The sequence below is a fragment of the Algihabitans albus genome (genome assembly GCF_003572205.1).
Lineage (GTDB): Bacteria > Pseudomonadota > Alphaproteobacteria > Kiloniellales > DSM-21159 > Algihabitans > Algihabitans albus.
The window spans coordinates 535821-554024 of the sequence record NZ_QXNY01000005.1 but is presented as its reverse complement, the minus strand read 5'-3'; the positions used below and the strand labels follow the sequence as shown (position 1 = coordinate 554024).

Sequence of the window (18204 nt, the reverse complement as noted above, 5' to 3'; positions counted from 1 at the left end):
GCCGCCTGCTCTCGAAAGTCTCTTCAGTCTTCTAGGGAAGTCTAGCGCGCAATGGATCTGGCCACGCCAGCAACGACGGGCAGCGTCCTGCCCATTCTTCGCCTGCAAGAGGTGGACAAGCTGTTCGGCGACTTCGTGGCGGTCGAGCGGGTCAACCTCGATATCCGCGAGGGCGAGTTCTTCACCATCGTCGGCCCTTCGGGATCGGGCAAGACCACCTTGATCCGCATGCTGGTCGGCATGGACAAGCCGAGCGAGGGCGACATTTTGCTGCGCGGGGCGCGGATCAACGACGTTCCCGCCAACAAGCGGCCGACCTGCATGGTGTTCCAGTCGCTGGCGCTCTTTCCGCACAAGACGGTCGGCCAGAACATCGAGTTTCCGCTCAAGATCCGTGGCATGGCACCAGCCGAGCGGCGCGCCCGCTGCGAGCAGTTGCTGAGCCAGCTTCATCTGCCGCTGGACTACTACGACAAGGCTGTCGGCAAGTGCTCGGGCGGCGAGCAGCAGCGCGTGGCGCTGGCGCGCGCGCTGGCCTTCGACCCGGAGATCCTGTTCTTCGACGAACCACTGAGCGCCATCGACTACCGACTGCGCAAGGCCCTGGAGAAGGAGCTGAAGGACATTCACCGGGAGACCGGCAAGACCTTCGTCTACATCACCCACTCCCTGGAGGAGGCGATGGTGATGAGCGATCGCATCGCCATCATGCGCGGAGGCCGCGTCGTTCAGGTCGGTACGCCGGACGAGATCTATAACCGCCCGCGCAATCGCTTCGTCAGCGAGTTCATGGGCGAGGTCAATGTGCTGGAAGTGTCACGCGACGGCGACAAACTGCGCGACAGCGCAAGCGGCACTCTACTGCAGGGGCCGGCCATGCCGGAAGACTTCACCAAGGGTTTTCTTGTGATCCGGCCGGAGGCCTTTCGCTTCCTCGAGGGCGCGTCGGATGCAACACCCAACCGGCTGGAAGGGCGGCTTTACAACGAGTACTCGCTGGGCTCGCGCATGCAGTATCAGGTGCATGTCGGCAGCGGTGTCTTCCTGATCGAGAAGTTGCGCGAGCAGCGCTACCGGGGCCAACTCGACGACAGCGTGACCATCGGCTGGGACCCCGCCGAAGCCATGCTGTTCGAGGACTGAGGCCGTGAGCTTGAAGACCGGCGTCCGCGCCCTGGGAACCGAATTGGAAGACGGCAGTCACGCCCGGCGCCGGCGAAGCGTAGGCGTCACGACGCGCCTTGGGGGTTGGCTGCGGCAGCCGGGGGCGCTGCTGGCGGGACCGCCGATGCTGCTGCTGGCGCTCGGCTTCCTGGGGCCGCTGCTGCTGGTCGCCGCTTTCTCCCTGATCCCGCCGAAGACCTTCGACCTGAGCGGCGCCTGGACGACACAGAACTACGTGGACATCGTCACCGAGTCCTACTGGATCTCCTTCGCCTGGTCCTTCGCGCTGGCCACCCTCACCGTCGTCCTGTTGTTGGGCATCTGCTATCCGCTGGCCTACGCCATGACCAAGGTGTTCGGCCGGGCCGCCAACCTGCTGACCCTGCTGCTGGTGATCCCCCTGTTCGTCAGCGAGAACATCCGCCTGTTCGGTTGGGTGCTCACCTTGGTCAAGGGCGGCGTCCTACCCGGCACCGCCGAGCTCTGGTTCGGACTCGATCTCTCGGGACTGCTCTACACGGTCCCTGCGATCGTGCTTGGCCTGGTCTACGTCTATCTGCCCTTCATGCTCTTCCCGATGGTGCTGGGGTTGTCGATGGTGCCGGATCGCCTGCGCGAAGCGGCGGTCGACCTGGGGGCCAACCGCTGGCAACTCTTCCGCGAAATCGAGCTGCCGCTCGCCATGCCGGGTATCCTGATCGGCTGTCTGCTGACCTTCATCCTGGCGTTGGGATCGCTCGCCGAGTCCAAGATCATGGGCGGCCAAGCCATCGTAATGATCGCCGATGACATCGAGTCCGCCTTCACCTTCGCGCAGAACTGGCCGAAAGGGGCGGCCCTCTCGGTGCTGCTGATCCTGCTGGCCGGCGGGCTGGTCTTCGCGGTGCTCGGCAAACTCGACCTCGACAAGATCCTGGGTCGCGGCTAGGCGGCGAAAGAGATGGGCGCGCTCACCACCTCACCCCTCATGAAGCGGCTCCTGGCCGTCTGGATCGGCGCGATCCTGATCTTCCTCTATTTGCCGATGGCGGCCATCGCCCTGGCCTCCTTCTCGCGGCAGCGCTACTTCCGCTTCCCGGTGCCGAGATTCGATACCCGCTGGTACGAGGACGCCTTCACCTCCCTTTCGGTCCGCGATCTGCTCTGGACCAGTCTGACCGTGGCCGCCATCGTCACGGTGATCTCGGTGGTCCTGGCCTTTCTCGGCGCGCTGGCCTTCGCGCGCTACGACTGGAGGGGCCGGACGCTCTACCAGAAGCTCCTGCTGCTCCCGATCTTCTTCCCCCAAGCCGTGCTCGGGCTGGCGCTGCTGCTCTGGTACTCGGCGCTCGGCATCCCGACGAGCTGGATGACGGCCGTCTTCGCGCATCTGGTCTGGATCCTGCCCATCGCGACCCTGGTGATTTCGATCCAGGTCTACGGCTTCAACCCCGCCTGGGAGGAAGCGGCCTACGACCTCGGCGCCACGCGCTGGCAGGTCTTTCGGGAGGTGACCCTGCCGATTCTCTGGCCCGGTATCTTCTCCGGCGCACTCTTCAGTTTCCTGCTGTCCTGGGGCAATTTCCCGCTGTCGCTCTTCACCACCGGCGCGGACTCCACCATTCCCGAATGGCTCTACGCCAAGATGGTCTCCGGCTACACGCCGCTGGTTCCGACGCTTGGCACGCTCACGACTGTCGGCGCCGCCCTGCTGCTGCTCGGCGCCTACGCCACCATCATGCTGGTCCGCCGGGCCCGGCGGGCCGAGGCGGACAGCTAACGGAGATCCTGCTCTAGAGACGGGTCTGCATACGTGACATCAAGGCAACCGGGACAACGATCAACGCGGCCCCAAGCCACTGCATCGGGCCCAAGGCTTCGCCGAGGAAGACAGCCGCCGCCCCGACGCCGAACACTGGGATCAGAGCCAGATAGAAGGCCGCGACGTTGGCCGGAAGACGCCGGAGCGCGAAGAGATACAGCCAGAAGGCTAGAGCGTACTGGACGATCCCCGAAAGGGCGGCAAGCAGCAGGACGCGCGGTGGAATGTCATCGAGGCCGAGATTGACTGCACCCAACGCCAAGGCCAGCGCTAGCAGGCCGAGGATCCAGAGTAGACCGACGCTTTGCTGCAACGCTGAGAGCGGCAAGGGGTCGAGTGTCATCACCAGCTTCCGGGTCGCGATCACGTAGAGGGCGGCAAAAAGCGTACCGAGCACGACCAAGGCGTCGCCGAGCACCGCTCCCTCGCCGCCGCCGCTCCAGATATCGGGCAACACCACCAAACCGATGCCGAGACTGGCGAGCACCGCGAGGCCGACGACCCCGCCGCCGATCCGTTCGCGCAGCAGCAGCCAGGCGAGCAAGAGAATGAACAGAGGTTCCGTCGTGCCGATCAGCGAGGCATTGCTTGCCGTCGTGAGGGCCAGGCCGGCGATTCCGAAGGCGTAGGACAGGCCCGGCTCCAGAAGACCACTCAGACTTGCCCGGCGTGCTGGCCGATCCAGACGAACACGGAGCCGCAGAAACAACACGGCAGCCCAGAGGAAGACGATCGAGGCGAGAAGCTGCACCACCAGCAGCGTCAGCGGAGGCAGAAGGTCGAGCAACCCCTTGCTCATAACAGTGGCCGAGCCCCAACAGGCGGCCGACAGGACAGCGGCCGCTATAGCCGCTCTCACACCGTGGGGAGGCGCGCGCTTCGGATCGGCCGGGATCAGGACCACGGACATCTCAGTCCGGCCTGCCCTCGGCAGCCGAACGTTCGACGGCAGCGCATTCGACGGGACAGCCATCGGCCGGACAGACGCGCTCGTCGCAAAGGCGGCAGATGTGGTCGGCGTGCTGTCGATCGCGGGTCAGACCGCCCAGGATTTTCTCGAGCGACCGCGTGAAGTGAGCACGCTCCTTGACGGACAGGGGATCAAGGGCAGCGGACAGAGCGCGGCAACGTTCACCCAGGATCGCGTTGGCCCGTGCCTGTCCCTTGCGTGTGAGATGCAGAGCGGTCGTTCGGCCATCCGCGCCGCTACGCCGATCCAAGAGACCGTCGCCCGCTAAGCGGTCGGCCAGTCGGACCGTCGCGGAATGGCTCAATCCCAGGGTCTGGGCCAGGGAGTCGATTGACTGGCCGGGGTAGAAACTCACGAGCACCAGAGCCGCCGGCGCGCCAGCCCCACGTTCGGCCTGGGCGCTGGTGACATCGGCCAAGGTATCGGTCAGTGCAAGCGCCAAAGCGCCGAGAAGGTTAGCCGTACGTTCATCGCTCATGCATCAAACATATGCATGATGCACACATATAATCAAGCTAGATAAAGAGAGTTTTTGAACAAGACACCCTGATCCATTCAACATGAGACAGTTAGGGCAGAAATATCCAGTCGATGGATCGCCTCTGGCGAGATCATGGGACCGGACTCTGTTACAGCAGGCTGCTGGAACAGCTTAGTGTTCTTGAGCATGGCTATCCTTCGACAAGCTCAGGATAAAGCCAAGGCATTGAAAAGTTCTATCTTCACCTGAGCTTGTCGAAGGGCGTCGATGCCGGACAGGCCTTTTCCAACAGCTTACTAGACGCCGAGGTAGGCTTCCTTCACCCGCTCGTTGGCCAGCAGAGCTTTACCGCTGTCGCTCAGGACCACCTTGCCGGTCTCCAGCACGTAGCCGCGGTCGGCGATCTTCAGGGCGGCGAAGGCGTTCTGTTCGACCAGAAAGACGGTGACGCCCTGCTCCTTGAGATCGAGAACGGAGGTCAGGATCTGCTCCACCAGAAGCGGGGCAAGACCCATAGAGGGCTCGTCGAGCAGCAGCAGGCGCGGCTTGGTCAGCAGCGCCCGGCCCATGGCCAACATCTGCTGCTGGCCACCGGAGAGAGTCCCGGCCGCCTGGCGCCGCCGCTCCTTCAGGATCGGGAACATGGCGTAGACGCGCTCCAGGTCCCGCGCGATTTCGCGGTCCCGCCGCAGCACGGCGCCGAGCCGAAGGTTGTCCTCGACGCTCAAGGGTCCCCAGACCTGGCGGCCTTCCGGCACCTGAGCGATGCCGAGCTTGACCCGTATATGCGGTTTGGCCGCGGTAATGTCCTGGCCTTCGAAGACCACTCGGCCGCCGCTCGACGGCTGAACGCCGGAGAGCGTGCGCAGCAAGGTGGTCTTGCCGGCGCCGTTGCCGCCGACCAAGGCCACCAGTTCACCGGGCGCCACCTCGATGTCGACGCCCCTCAGCGCCTGAATGCGGCCGTAATGGCTGGTCAGTCCCTCGACCTTCAGCATCGCATCAGGCATGCGCGGCCTCCGGTTCGGCCTGCTGGCCGAGGTAGGCGGCGATCACATCGGGATTGCGCCGCACCTCCTCGGCCGTGCCCTCGGCCAGCTTCTTGCCGTAGTCGAGGACCAGGATGTGGTTCGAGATGTTCATCACCAGGTGCATGTCGTGCTCGACCAGCACGACGGTGACACCGTCCTCGGCCACCTTCTGAATCAGCGCATCGATCTCCTGGGTTTCGACCGCGTTGCAGCCCGCCGCCGGCTCGTCGAGCAGCAGCATCTTGGGCTCGCCGGCCAGAGCGCGTGCAATCTCCAGCCGCTTCAGCGCGCCGTAAGGCAGCGCACCGGCCGGCGTGTCCACCTGCGCGGCGAGACCGACGTGGTCCAACAGCTCCAAGGCGCGCGCGCGCGTCCGGCGGTTCTCGGCGATGACCGCCGGGAGACGCAACAGATGACTGAAGAAGCCCGTGGATTCCTGAAGGTGGCGCCCGAGCATGACGTTCTCGGCCGCCGTCATGCGGTCGAAGATCTGCAGATTCTGAAAGGTGCGACACATGCCGCGCCGGGCCAGCCGGTGAGGCGGCAGGCCTGTCACCTCCTCGCCCTCCAGCAGGATCCGCCCTTCGGTCGGCGTGTAGATCCCGGTGATCAGGTTGAACAACGTCGTCTTACCGGCGCCGTTCGGCCCGATGATCGAGTGGATCGTGCCGGGCGCGATCTCGAAGCTCAGCTTGTCGATGGCGCGCAAGCCGCCGAAGTCGATCGACAGGCCCTCCACCTTCAACTGGCTCATGAGGCGCGCCTCCGCCGCAGGGAGTCCAGCAGTCCGGGCAGCAGACCGCGGCGCAGGAAGATCATGACGGTCATCAGGATCGCGCCCAGCAACATGTGCTCGTATTCCGCGAAGACCGTCAGGAACTGGGGCAACGAGGTCAGCACCGCGGCGCCGATGATGCCGCCGAAGGTCGAGCCCATGCCGCCCAGCACGACCATGATCACCAGTTCGATGGAATGCAGGAAACCGGCCTTGTCCGGCGTCACGAAGCCGGAGTAGAGCGCCGACATGGAGCCGGCGAGGCTGGCCAGCATGGCCGAGTAGACGAAGGCGATCACCTTGAAGCGCGCCACATCCACTCCAGCGACCTGCGCCGCGATCTGGCTGTCGTGCAGCGCACGCAGCGCACGGCCGGTCGGACTGTCGATCAGGTTCAGCGTCAGCCAGACCGACAGCAGCAGCATCACCGAGGTGATCAGGTACCACCAGTCCTTGCCGCTGATGCGCTCGCCGAAAATCCGCAGCCGCTCCACCGTCATGCCGTCGGGCCCGCCGGTGAGCTGCGACTCGTTGGTCAGGAGCATGAAGACCAGTAGCCCCAGACCCAGCGTCGCCATGGCCAGGTAGTGGCCCTTGAGCCGGAGCACCGGACGCGCCACCAGGAAAGCCAGAAGCCCGACGCAGAGCATGCCGACGAAGGGCGCGGCCAAGGGCGGAATCCCGAGATGAACGGGCAGAACGGCCGAAGCATAGGCCCCCAGTCCGAAGAAACCTGCATGTCCCAGACTGATCTGTCCGGCGTAGCCGATCAGCAAGTTCAGACCGACGACCACCATGGCGTTGAGCCCGATCTGGATCGCGACATCGAGATAGAAGTTGTTGGGGGCGGCCAGATAGACGGCGACCATGACCACCGCGAGCAGCAACAGCCCCCCGGTTCGCGGTTGCATCAGCCAAGCGGGCATGGGGTCAGACCCTCTCCGTGCCGCGCCGGCCGAACAGCCCGCTCGGCAGAACGAAAAGAACGGCCAGGATGATCACGAAGGCCACGGCATCCTTGTATTCGGAGGAGAGATAGCCGGCCCCCATCGCTTCCGCGATTCCTACCAGCAGACCGCCGACCACCGCACCGAGGGGGTTGCCCATACCGCCGAGAATGGCGGCAGCGAAGCCCTTGAGCGCCAGCATCGTGCCGGCGTCGAAAGAGGTCAGCGTGATCGGCGTGACCAGAATTCCGGCCAGCGCGCCCGTGGCGGCCGAGAGCGCGAAGGAGGCCAGCAGCACCAGCTCGACGTTGATGCCGACCAATCGCGCGGCAAGACGGTTGTGGCTGGTCGCCAGGATCGATTTGCCGAAGGTGGTGCGGGTGAAGAAGTACCAGAGCAGAACGACGATGACCGCCGCGCCCCCCATCACCCATAGCGACTGAGGCGTCAGCGTCGCACCCAGAACATCGATCGGCGCGTCGCCCGAGAAGCTCGGCAAGCGGTGGAACTGCTTGTCGAAGACGACCTGTGCCAGACCGCGCAGGAAGATCGAGGCGCCGATGGTGATGATGATCAGCGTCACCACGTTGGCGCCGCGCGCCGGCTCGATGGCGAGCTTGTTGAGTGCCACGCCGATCAGGCTGGTGACGATCACCGCCGCCACGGCCGCGACCGGCAGCGGCAGGCCCCAAAGCGAGAAGAAGACCGTGCACATGCCGCCCAGCATGACGAACTCGCCCTGGGCGAAATTGATCACGTCCGACGCGTTGTAGATGATGGTGAAGCCCAGCGCGACGATGGCGTAGACCGCACCGACGGTCAGCCCGCTGAACAGGAATTGCAAGAAGGTTTCCATCGCCTGGAGCGTCCGCCTGTTTCGAGACCGAACCGCCCCTCGCCGGCCGTGGTGCCGGCGAGGGGCGGGACGAGAGTCTATTGAACGATGGTCCAATCGCCGTCACGGATCTCCAGCATGCGGAAGGCGGTCAGATCGAGGCCCATGTGATCGTCCGGGCTCATGTTGACTTCACCAGCCGTTCCCATGAAACCGCTGGTCTGCTCGATCGTGTCGCGCAGCTCCTCGGGATCGGAGTTTCCGGCTGCCCGCAGGGCCTCGACCAGGATCATGAGACCGTCGTAGGCGTGTCCGCCGAAGGTCGAGACCGGGCGATTCCACTCGGCCTCAAAAGCAGTCTTGTAGTCGACCACCACCTGTTTCTGCGGATCGTCCTCCTCCAGTTGCTCGGCCACCAACAGAGCGGAGGCCGGCAATCGAACGCCCTCGGCCGCGGCGCCGGCCAGCTCGATGAAGGATTTCGAGGCGACGCCGTGGCTCTGGTAGAGCGGCACATCGATGCCGAGCTGGGCGAAGTTCTTGGTGACGATGGCCGGCCCTTGACCGAAGCCGGGATTGAGCACGGCCTGCAGGTCCGCCGCGTTACGAATGTTGGTGAGCTGAGGCGTCATATCGGTGTCGCGCGGCCCGTAGGTCTCGTCCGCGACGACTTCGATACCGTAGTCGTCCGCCACGTCCAGGCACTGACCGCGCATGGACTTGCCGAAGCCGCCGGTTCCGCTGATCAGCCCGACCTTGCTCAGGCCGCGCGCCTGCATATCCTCGTAGATCTTCTCGCAGGCCATACGGTCGGTATGAGGCGTCTTGAAGACGTAAGGATTGACCGGGTCGATGATCACAATGCCGCCGGCCAGCGAGATGAAGGGGATCTCGGCATCCTCGAACAGTGGGCTCATGGCCATGGTCGTACCGGTCGTGGAGCCGCCGACCATCGCGACGATTTCGTCGTCTTCGATCAAGCGCGTGGCCAGGGTCCGCGCCTTGTTCGCGTCGCCCTCGCTGTCGTAGATGACCAGTTCGAGCGGTTCGCCGTTGACGCCGCCGGCCTCGTTCAATCGCTCGACGTACATGCGCAGGGTCTTCTCCGCGGGGTCGCCGAGGAAGGACGCCGGCCCGGTGATCGAGAGAACCGAGCCGATCTTGATCTGAGCAGCCGCCTCGCCGGCCGCCCAACCGGCGGAGAGGGCGATGACGGCCGCCATGGCGGCCGTGCCTTTCAGGAACGTGATTAGAGACATCGTGATTTCACTCCCCATAGCGGCAGGTCGTTGCCCGACTCTGCCTGTTTTCTTTTCCCGCCGCTCTTCTTGGCAGAGCGGTCGGATCGGCCGAATTCAGGATGCGCCGGCCTCACGCGTCTGTTTGAGCGGCGCGAGACCGCTCGACTTCACCCGGGGCCGATCCGGCTCCGGTTCCGACAGCGGCACCGCCGGCGTCAGCGACTGCCGGCAGCGCGCCGCCAGGTCCTGATACTCGCGCGTGCCTTCCGACTTCCAGGCGATCTCCTCCTCGCTCAGGGCACGCAGCACTTTGGCCGGGATCCCTCCGGCCAGCATGCGCGGCGGGACCTTGAAGCCCGCCTTCACGAAGGCCATGGCTGCCACGAAGGCGGACTCGCCGATCACGGCACCATCCATCACCACGGAATTCATACCGACCAGCGCATTGCGCCCGATCCGGCAACCGTGCAGCACCGCACCATGGCCGATATGGCCGTCCTCCTCGATCACCGTGTCGAGTTGCGGGAAGCAGTGAAGCGTGCAGTTGTCCTGGACGTTCGAGCCGCGCTCCATCACCAGCCGGCCCATGTCGCCGCGCAGACTGGCGCCCGGCCCGACGTAGCAGTCCGCCCCGACAATCACATCGCCGATCACCACCGCGGTCGGGTGCAGAAAGGCCGTCGGATGCACCGCCGGTACCAGCCCCTCAAAAGCGTAGACCTGGGCCATGGCTTGGAGGCTCCCGTCAGGCCGCGTGCGGGCGCCGCACGGCGACCACCCGGAAGCGGTTGGCGACAAAGGCCGCATCGGTCAGACAAGCATTCCCGGCGGGATTGGCGCCGCTGACATGATAGTCGCTGAAAGCGGCAGACTGATTGACCAGGATCTGGCCGGTCAGATTCTCCGACAGCGACACCCCAGCCTCGGCGAAAGCCTGTTCGGCCTTGGCCAGGAAGGTTTCGTCCGTCGAGTGCACGCCGGCCGTGATCGCTCCCTTGGTCTTGGCCAGCGCGGCGGCGCGGGTCAGACCGGCCTCGGCGTCCGGCGTCGCCACGACGAAGGCGATCGGACCGAAGCACTCCTCCGCGTAGGCCTCGCTCGCTGCGGCCTCGACTTTGAGCAGCAGCGGGGTCGCCATGCGCGCCTTCTCGAACTGCGGATGCGCCACCTGGGCCGAGGCCCGGACGACCGTGCCGAAGCCCTTGCTGTCTTCGATCCGCTGCAGCGTCGCCTCGTTCTGGATCGCGCCGAGAACGGCGGCGGCGCGGTCGGGATCGCCCAGCAGCTTCTCGAGCGCCAGCGAGAGACCATCGCAAACCTCGTCGAAGGACTTGTGGCCCTGGTCGGTCTCGATGCCCTCAGCCGGCACGAAGATATCTTGCGGCGCCGTGCACATCTGGCCGCTGTAAAGAGACAGGGAGAAGGCCAGGTTGCCGCAGAGGCCCTTGAAGTTGTCGGTCGACTCGACCACCACCGAATTCACGCCGGCCTGCTCCGTGAAAAGCTGCTTGCCGCGCGCCTGTTCCTCGAGCCAGCCACCGAAGGCCGGTCCGCCGGTATAGTCGATGATGCCCACCTCCGGACGCAGGGCCAGAGTCTGGGCGATAGGGGCATCGGCGGTATCGACGGCCAGCAGCACGACGTTGGGGTCGAAGCCCGCCTCGCTCAGAACCTTTCGGGCGATCCGCACCGTGAGCGCGAGCGGTAGCACCGCGCCCGGATGCGGCTTCACGATCACCGAATTGCCGGTGACCAGGCTGGCGAAGAAACCGGGGTAGCTGTTCCAGGTCGGAAAGGTCGAACAGCCGATGACCAGTGCCACGCCGCGCGGAACGATGCGGAAGGTCTTGTCGAGCTGCAGCGGCGGGTTCTTGCCCTGGGGTTTCTCCCAGAGCACGGCACCGGGGATCTTGCGCAGCTCTTCGTAGGCGTAGGCGACCGCCTCCAGACCGCGATCCTGAGCGTGGGCGCCACCTGCCTGGAAGGCCATGAGAAAAGCCTGACCACTGGTGTGCATGACCGCATTCGCGATCTCGAAACTGCGCTTGTTGAGACGTTGCAGCACCTCCAGCGCGACGCCGATCCGCGTTTCGACCGGCGCGGCCGCCCAGGCCGGGCGTGCAGCCTCCGAAGCCTCGATCAGTTGCTCGACGTCGGCCGCGGGATAGGTGGTCCCGAGCGCGAAGCCGTAAGGGCTGATCTCGGAGCCGATCCAGCGGCCGTCGGTCGGCTGATGGAGGTCGAATTTGGAGTCGAGGGCAGCCTTGAAGGCCGCCTCGCCGTCCGCCTTGGCCGTCTCACCATAGACCTTACCGCTCGGGACTTCGGGATAAGGCGACCAGTAGTCGCGCACAGAGACAGCCTGCAAAGCGCGATCCAAAGTCTCGCGATGAGCGGCGAAGAAATCGGCCATGCGGCCACCTCCCCTATGGTTCAGCATCATTGGTCCGCGCCCGGCACGGGGCAGGTTGTTTCCCGCGCCTCGCACCGTCGCCGCGGCTCCGTCGAGCAGATTGACAGCACCCCAGGCGACGCTGCTATTAATTGACCGACCGGTCGGTCATTTCAAGAGCGAAGTCGCGGACGAACGATTTCGGTGGTGTTTGACGATCGTCAGCGGCCCGTGGAATGCGGGCCGCCAGGCCCAACAAAGGCATCCTGCAAAACGGCATCGAACCGGCAGGGCATTTCGGGAGGAGACCTCGCCATGGACAGCGTGCTCTATAAGGCGAAAGACGGCTACGCGCTGATCACGCTCAATCGCCCCGACAAGCTGAACTCCTTCACCGGAGAAATGCACGGCAGGCTGGCGGAAGCCCTCGACCGGGCACAGGAAGACGGCCAGCGCGCCCTGATTCTCACCGGTGCCGGCCGCGGCTTTTGCGCCGGCCAGGACCTGAGCGACCGCAGCTTTCCGACTGGCGAAACTCCGGATCTCGGCGCAACGCTCGACAAGCTCTACAACCCCTTGGTTCGTAAGATCCGCGCACTGGAGCTGCCGGTGATCTGTGCGGTCAACGGCGTGGCCGCCGGCGCCGGCGCCAACGTCGCCCTGGCCTGCGATATCGTCCTCGCGGCGCGCTCGGCGAAGTTCATTCAAGCCTTCGCAAAGATCGGTCTGGTCCCGGATAGCGGCGGCACCTGGTCCCTCGCCCGGCTCGTCGGCGAAGCCCGCGCCAAGGCGCTGGCCATGACCGCGCAACCGCTTTCGGCCGAGCAAGCCGCCGACTGGGGGCTGATCTGGCAGGCGGTCGAAGACGATGAGCTGATGCCGCAGGCCGAGGCCCTGGCCGCGAACTTCGCCGTCGCTCCGACCAAGGGACTGGCCCTGACCAAGCAGGCCATCCAGGCGGCGGCCACCAACAGCCTGGAGGCCCAACTCGACCTGGAGCGGGACCTGCAGCGGCAAGCCGGCCGCACGGAAGACTATCGCGAGGGGGTCACGGCGTTCCTGGAGAAACGCCCGCCCAGCTTCAAGGGCCGGTGAGCGAAACCATGAAGCCCGTCACGGACAGGCCCCCCATTCCAGGCCTCGTCAGATCGCGACCGTACCGCCCGACGTTCGGAGGCACCTCTTCATGACCGACCCGCAACGCCTTGCCGAAATCTGCGCCACGGCCATGTTCGCGAAGGACCAGGCCGCCCGGCATCTCGGTATAACGGTCGAAGCAGTCGGACCGGGAACGGCGAAGCTCGTCATGACGGTCGACGAACGCATGATCAACGGCCACGCCATCTGCCACGGCGGCCTCATCTTCACCTTGGCCGACACGGCCTTCGCCTACGCCTGCAACGCCTACAACAGGACGACCGTCGCGCAGCACTGCTCGGTGACCTTCCTGGCACCGGCTAAACTTGGGAACCGTCTCAGCGCCGAGGCCGTCGAACGCACGCGCGCCGGGCGCAACGGTATCTACGACATCCGAGTGACGGACCAGGACGGCACCCTGATCGCGGAGTTCCGCGGACACTCCCGCAGCATTCAAGGCACGCTGGTGCCGGAGAAGGAACAGACCCGATGACCGAAGCTTTCATCTGCGACGGAATCCGAACCCCGGTCGGCCGCTACGGCGGTGCGCTCTCGTCCATTCGCCCGGACGATCTCGCGGCACTCGTGATCCGCAGCTTGGTGGACCGTCACCCGAGTGTGGATTGGGAGAGCTTGGACGACATCCTTCTCGGCTGCGCCAACCAGGCAGGGGAAGACAACCGCAATGTCGCACGCATGGCCGCACTGCTGGCTGAGCTGCCGGTGGAGGTTCCCGGCGGCACGGTCAACCGCCTCTGCGGGTCCGGCCTCGACGCGGTCGGGACGGCGGCACGTGCGATCAAGGCCGGCGAGGCGGATCTGATGATCGCCGGTGGCGTCGAGTCCATGAGCCGCGCGCCCTTCGTCATGCCCAAGGCGGAGACGGCCTTCGCCCGCAAAGCGGAGGTCTTCGACACCACCATCGGCTGGCGCTTCGTCAATCCGGCGATGAAGGCGGCCCACGGTATCGACTCCATGCCGGAGACGGCCGAGAACGTGGCCGAGGACTTCCAGATCACCCGGGCGGATCAGGACGCCTTCGCGCTGCGCAGCCAGCAGCGCGCCCGCGCTGCTCAGGAAAACGGCCGCCTGGCTAAGGAAATCGTCAGTGTGCCGGTGCCCCAGCGCAAAGGCGAACCGCTGTCGGTCGAGCGCGACGAGCACCCCCGCGACACCAGCCTGGAGAAGCTGGCCAGCCTGCCGACCCCCTTCCGCAAGGGCGGCACGGTAACGGCCGGCAACGCCTCCGGCGTCAACGACGGGGCCGCCGCGCTGCTCATCGCCTCCGAGGCCGCCGTCGCGCGCTACGGCCTCACGCCCTTGGCGCGGGTCCGCGGCCTGGCCACGGCCGGCGTACCGCCACGAATCATGGGGATCGGCCCGGCCCCGGCGAGCCGCAAACTGCTGGAGCGGCACGGCCTGAAGATCGGAGATATCGATGTCGTCGAACTGAACGAGGCCTTCGCCGCACAAGCCCTGGCGGTTCAGAGGCAACTCGGCCTGCCGGACGATGCCGAACAGGTGAACCCCAACGGCGGCGCCATCGCTCTCGGCCATCCCCTGGGGATGTCGGGTGCCCGCCTGGCCTTGACCGCGGCGCTGGAGCTACAGGAGCGTGGTGCCAAGCGCGCCTTGGTGACGATGTGCATCGGTGTCGGCCAGGGCATTGCTGCCCTGCTGGAAGCGGCCTGAAGCAATCGGAGACGCACCTAAAGCGTCCTTCAAGAAGACGATCACGAGAGGAAACCCGGGAGGCTCGATGTCATGGAGGACCTGACGCCCGCCAAGGATCTGCTCGATCCGATCGAAGTCGCGTCGCGCGACGAGATTTCAGCGCTGCAGCTGGAGCGTCTGCAGTGGAGCCTGCGGCATGCCTACGAAAAGGTTCCGCACTATCGGAAGGCCTTCGACGCGGCCGGCGCGCACCCCGACGAGGTCGCCTCGCTGGAGGATCTGGCCAGGTTCCCCTTCACCAACAAGGCGGATCTGCGGGACAACTACCCCTTCGGTCTTTTCGCCGTTCCCCGGGAGCAGGTCGTCCGCATCCATGCCTCCTCCGGCACGACCGGCAAACCGACGGTGGTCGGCTATACACGCAACGACATTGACGTCTGGTCCGACGTCATGGCGCGGTCCATCCGCGCGGCCGGCGGCCGTTCCGGCGATATCGCCCACATCGCCTACGGCTACGGTCTCTTCACCGGCGGGCTGGGCGCACACTACGGCGCCGAACGGCTCGGCTGTACCGTGGTGCCGATCTCGGGCGGCATGACGGAACGGCAAGTCCAGCTGATCGAGGACTTCCAGCCCCGCATCATCATGGTCACCCCCTCCTACATGCTCTCGATCCTCGACGAGTTCGACCGTCGCGGCCTCGACCCGCGCCTCTGCTCACTCAAGGTCGGAATCTTCGGGGCGGAGCCCTGGACCGAAAAGATGCGCAGCGAGATCGAGCGGCGCTTCGACATGCACGCGGTCGATATCTACGGCCTTTCGGAGGTGATGGGCCCGGGCGTCGCGAACGAATGCGTCGAGACCAAGGATGGTCTGCACCTCTGGGAGGACCATTTCTATCCGGAGGTCATCGATCCGGTGAGCGGCGAGGTTTTGCCCGACGGCGAAATGGGCGAGCTGGTCTTCACCTCCCTGACGAAGGAAGCCCTGCCAATCGTCCGCTACCGCACGCGCGATCTGACCCGCTTGCTGCCCGGCACCGCGCGCTCCATGCGGCGGATGGAAAAGATCACCGGCCGCTCCGACGACATGATCATCCTGCGCGGCGTCAACGTCTTCCCGACTCAGGTCGAGGAGATGATCTTACAGACCGGAGGCCTCGCGCCTCACTACCAGATCGAGCTGAGTCGCAAGGGCCGCATGGACAGCATGACGGTCCTGGTCGAGGCGCGCGAGACCTGCACCGGCACTGCGCGCGATGCGGCCTGCAGCGAACTGGTCCATCACATCAAGTCGAACGTCGGCGTCAGCTGCAAGGTCCGCGTGATGGATCCCGGCCAGGTCGAACGTTCGGTCGGAAAAGCGAAGCGGGTCGTCGATCTGCGCCCAAGGGACTAGCGCGCGTGGCACGCGTCCGGGCGGCGGAATACGACGATAAGCGCGACGCGATCCTGGACCGCGCGGCGGAGCTCTTTGCCGCCAACGGTTTCGCACGCACCTCGATGAACGCGATCTCGGAGGCCTGCGGCGCCTCCAAGGCCGCGCTCTATCACTACTACGTCGGCAAGGACGCGCTGCTGTTCGATATCCTCGACAGCCATATCCGGTTTCTGCTGGACACCGTCGAAGCCGTTGCGGCGGCGGAACCGGATCCGGAGACCCGGCTCTATCGTCTGACCGAAACCCTCATGCAGGGCTACGCCGACGCCGATGCCAAACACAAGGTGCTGCTCAACGAGATGGGCAGCCTCGATCCGGACAAACGCGAGACCATTCGCTTCATGGAACGCCGTATCGTCGCGGTCTTCGCGGAGACTCTGCAGGAACTGAATCCGGCTCTGGCACGACCGGAGCTAAGCAAACCGGTGACCATGTCCCTGCTGGGCATGCTGAACTGGCACTACACCTGGCTGAAGCCGGGTGGCCCCCTCACCCGCGAAACCTACGCCCGGCTCGCGACCGATCTCTTCCTCAAGGGCGCCGCCGGCCTGGAGTGAGGGCTGCTCACGCGTCGTCGGGTGCAGACCACCGGCCGTGTCCCGCCAGAAAACACGCTCGGATAACGTTGTATTTCGGCTGCGCGCGATCATCTCTGGTGTGCGGCACAGGCGCGCAACCGACGGCGGGGGACAGAATCAGTGTTGAAGACAGCTTTGCTGCCAACCGCCTTGCTGATCACCGGGGCCGTCGCAGTCTGGGGTATCCTCGACACGACCGGCCTCGCTGCCTTCGCGTCTCAGCTCGTGGCCGTGCAGTTCACCAGCCGCGCCTGGTTCATCATGTTGGCCGTCAGCTTCATGCTGATCACCTCGGTGGCGCTCGCGCTGTCCCGCTATGGCCGTATCAAGCTGGGCCACGACGACGACGAGCCGGAGTTCTCGACCATCTCCTGGCTGACAATGCTGTTCGCGGCCGGAATGGGCGTCGGCCTGCTCTACTGGGGCACCGCCGAACCTCTGACTCACTACCTTATCGTCGCCGACTACCAGGATCCCCGAGAGGCGGCGGGATTCGCGCTCTTCCTCACCAACTTCCACTGGGGTCTGCACGCCTGGGCGATCTATGCGCTGACCGGATTGGTCATCGCTTACTTCGGCTTTCGGCGCGATTGCCCGACACTCGTCAGCGCCCCGATCCTCCACGTATTCGGCGTCAACCCGGTCACCCGCTGCGTCGGCTGGCTGAGCGACCTGCTGGCGATCGTCGCCATTGCCATCGGCCTTGGCGGTTCGGTGGCGATGGGGGTCTTCCAGGTGCAGGAGGGCGTGGAGGCCCTGTTCGGTCTTCCGGACATGGGGCTGTGGCTGGCACTTGCCATCTTCGCGGTGCTCTGTGCCGCCTACGTACCGCCTCTGCTCGTCGACCTGGGGCGTGGCATGGCGCTCCTGTCCAACATCGCCATGGCCGTGGCCGGCGGGCTTCTCATTTTCATTCTTCTCACCGGCCCGACACATTTTCTGATGGGCGGCATCGTCGAGGCGGCCGGCGAGTATTTCTCCGGCGCCTTCACACAAGGCTTTCGCACCTTCACCTTCCTGGACGAAAGGGTCGGCGATTGGTTCCAGTCCTGGACCTTGACCTACATGGTCTGGTGGCTCGCCTGGGCCCCCTTCGTCGGCGTCTTCATCGCGCGGATCTCGCGCGGCCGGACCATCCGCCAGTTCGTCGGCGGCGTGGTTCTGGTACCGACGGCCTTTTCGATCGTCTGGTTCGGGGTGTTCGGCGGTGTCGGCTTCTACGGTGTGCTCAATACGGATCTGCCGGTGCTCGAGGTCGCGCGCAACAACGTCAGCGGTGTGACCTTCTTCGTCCTCGAAAACTTTCCCCTGCCAACGCTGACCATTGCGGCCGTCGTGGTTGCGGCTTTCCTCTTCATCATCACCAGCGTGGTCAGCGCCGCTTTCGTCCTGGGCATGTTTTCGACCGGCGGCGGCTTGAACCCGAGCGTCCGCATCAAACTGAGCTGGGGCGTCGTCCTGGGGGCGCTCGGCCTGGTGATGATCCTCTCGGGCAGCATCGACGCGGTAAAGTCGATCATCGCCCTGGGCGCTCTGCCTTTCGTGTTCATCGTTCTGCTGCTGGTCGTTTGCCTGCTGAAGGAACTCAAATCCGAGAGAGTGCAGGAACCATGAGCAATCTGCTCGACACCATCATGAATATCGAGGTCTTCGCCTTCATCGGACTACTCGTCTGGCTGTATTTCAAGAAAGTCGACAAGGGCGGCAACAAGAATCCATCCGAGTCCGAATAGCGCCG

19 protein-coding genes are annotated in these 18204 nt (G+C 65.2%); 10 read left to right on the top strand and 9 right to left on the bottom strand.

The genetic code is table 11. From position 1 onward, the window contains the following. Window positions 1-51 precede the first annotated feature (51 nt). From DBZ32_RS16675 to DBZ32_RS16665, 3 genes are read left to right on the top strand one after another with little or no spacing between them, the layout of a single operon-like run. Window positions 52-1143, top strand: coding sequence for an ABC transporter ATP-binding protein (locus tag DBZ32_RS16675; RefSeq protein WP_119168347.1), 1092 nt, complete (start codon window positions 52-54; stop codon window positions 1141-1143). A gap of 4 nt (window positions 1144-1147) precedes the next feature. Continuing rightward, on the top strand, window positions 1148-2092 hold the full coding sequence (locus DBZ32_RS16670; protein ID WP_235830233.1) for an ABC transporter permease: 945 nt from the start codon (window positions 1148-1150) through the stop codon (window positions 2090-2092). Between the two features lie 12 nt (window positions 2093-2104). Next, window positions 2105-2923, top strand: coding sequence for an ABC transporter permease (locus DBZ32_RS16665; protein ID WP_208539264.1), 819 nt, complete (start codon window positions 2105-2107; stop codon window positions 2921-2923). A 13-nt stretch (window positions 2924-2936) separates the two neighbouring features. On the opposite strand, the gene DBZ32_RS16660 is transcribed toward DBZ32_RS16665, so the two are convergent. The 9 genes from DBZ32_RS16660 to paaN all read right to left on the bottom strand — a co-directional run bounded on the left by DBZ32_RS16660 (window position 2937) and on the right by paaN (window position 11658). Next, complete coding sequence (locus tag DBZ32_RS16660) at window positions 2937-3875, bottom strand: DMT family transporter (protein ID WP_162906806.1); 939 nt, start codon at window positions 3873-3875, stop codon at window positions 2937-2939. 1 nt (window position 3876) lies between these two features. Next, window positions 3877-4413: a MarR family winged helix-turn-helix transcriptional regulator gene (locus tag DBZ32_RS16655; RefSeq protein WP_119168344.1), complete on the bottom strand. Its 537-nt coding sequence runs from the start codon at window positions 4411-4413 to the stop codon at window positions 3877-3879. 299 nt (window positions 4414-4712) lie between these two features. Beyond that, complete coding sequence (locus DBZ32_RS16650; protein ID WP_235830232.1) at window positions 4713-5426, bottom strand: ABC transporter ATP-binding protein; 714 nt, start codon at window positions 5424-5426, stop codon at window positions 4713-4715. Next, window positions 5419-6201 carry an ABC transporter ATP-binding protein gene (locus DBZ32_RS16645; protein ID WP_119168343.1) on the bottom strand — a complete coding sequence of 261 codons (783 nt, stop codon included), beginning with the start codon at window positions 6199-6201 and terminating at the stop codon, window positions 5419-5421. Before DBZ32_RS16645 ends, DBZ32_RS16650 begins: the two co-directional genes overlap by 8 nt. Beyond that, window positions 6198-7148, bottom strand: a complete 951-nt coding sequence (locus tag DBZ32_RS16640; protein ID WP_119168342.1) for a branched-chain amino acid ABC transporter permease — start codon at window positions 7146-7148, stop codon at window positions 6198-6200. The genes DBZ32_RS16645 and DBZ32_RS16640 overlap by 4 nt, the downstream gene beginning before the upstream one ends. A gap of 4 nt (window positions 7149-7152) precedes the next feature. Continuing rightward, on the bottom strand, window positions 7153-8025 hold the full coding sequence (locus DBZ32_RS16635) for a branched-chain amino acid ABC transporter permease (protein ID WP_119168341.1): 873 nt from the start codon (window positions 8023-8025) through the stop codon (window positions 7153-7155). Window positions 8026-8102: 77 nt separating this feature from the next. After that, entirely contained in the window at window positions 8103-9263 is a 1161-nt protein-coding gene (locus DBZ32_RS16630; protein WP_119168340.1) for an ABC transporter substrate-binding protein, read from the bottom strand. A gap of 96 nt (window positions 9264-9359) precedes the next feature. Beyond that, on the bottom strand, window positions 9360-9974 hold the full coding sequence (locus DBZ32_RS16625; protein ID WP_119168339.1) for a phenylacetic acid degradation protein PaaY: 615 nt from the start codon (window positions 9972-9974) through the stop codon (window positions 9360-9362). Window positions 9975-9990: 16 nt separating this feature from the next. Next, entirely contained in the window at window positions 9991-11658 is a 1668-nt protein-coding gene (gene paaN, locus DBZ32_RS16620; RefSeq protein WP_119168338.1) for a phenylacetic acid degradation protein PaaN, read from the bottom strand. A 294-nt stretch (window positions 11659-11952) separates the two neighbouring features. Between paaN and paaG the strand changes: the two genes are divergently transcribed. From paaG to DBZ32_RS22690, 7 genes are all read left to right on the top strand, one after another. After that, complete coding sequence (paaG, locus tag DBZ32_RS16615) at window positions 11953-12732, top strand: 2-(1,2-epoxy-1,2-dihydrophenyl)acetyl-CoA isomerase PaaG (protein ID WP_119168337.1); 780 nt, start codon at window positions 11953-11955, stop codon at window positions 12730-12732. Between the two features lie 91 nt (window positions 12733-12823). Continuing rightward, the gene (paaI, locus tag DBZ32_RS16610) at window positions 12824-13267 is read left to right on the top strand and encodes a hydroxyphenylacetyl-CoA thioesterase PaaI (protein ID WP_119168336.1); all 444 of its coding nucleotides are present in this window, start codon (window positions 12824-12826) and stop codon (window positions 13265-13267) included. Further along, window positions 13264-14466, top strand: a complete 1203-nt coding sequence (gene pcaF, locus DBZ32_RS16605; RefSeq protein WP_119168335.1) for a 3-oxoadipyl-CoA thiolase — start codon at window positions 13264-13266, stop codon at window positions 14464-14466. Before paaI ends, pcaF begins: the two co-directional genes overlap by 4 nt. Before the next feature lie 72 nt (window positions 14467-14538). Next, window positions 14539-15846 carry a phenylacetate--CoA ligase PaaK gene (gene paaK / locus DBZ32_RS16600; protein ID WP_119168334.1) on the top strand — a complete coding sequence of 436 codons (1308 nt, stop codon included), beginning with the start codon at window positions 14539-14541 and terminating at the stop codon, window positions 15844-15846. Between the two features lie 5 nt (window positions 15847-15851). Next, a complete protein-coding gene (locus DBZ32_RS16595; protein ID WP_119168332.1) occupies window positions 15852-16445 on the top strand; it encodes a TetR/AcrR family transcriptional regulator in 594 nt (197 codons plus the stop codon). Window positions 16446-16586: 141 nt separating this feature from the next. Next, the gene (locus tag DBZ32_RS16590) at window positions 16587-18080 is read left to right on the top strand and encodes a BCCT family transporter (RefSeq protein ID WP_119168330.1); all 1494 of its coding nucleotides are present in this window, start codon (window positions 16587-16589) and stop codon (window positions 18078-18080) included. Beyond that, a complete protein-coding gene (locus DBZ32_RS22690) occupies window positions 18077-18199 on the top strand; it encodes a hypothetical protein (protein ID WP_268877950.1) in 123 nt (40 codons plus the stop codon). The genes DBZ32_RS16590 and DBZ32_RS22690 overlap by 4 nt, the downstream gene beginning before the upstream one ends. Window positions 18200-18204: the final 5 nt, after the last annotated feature.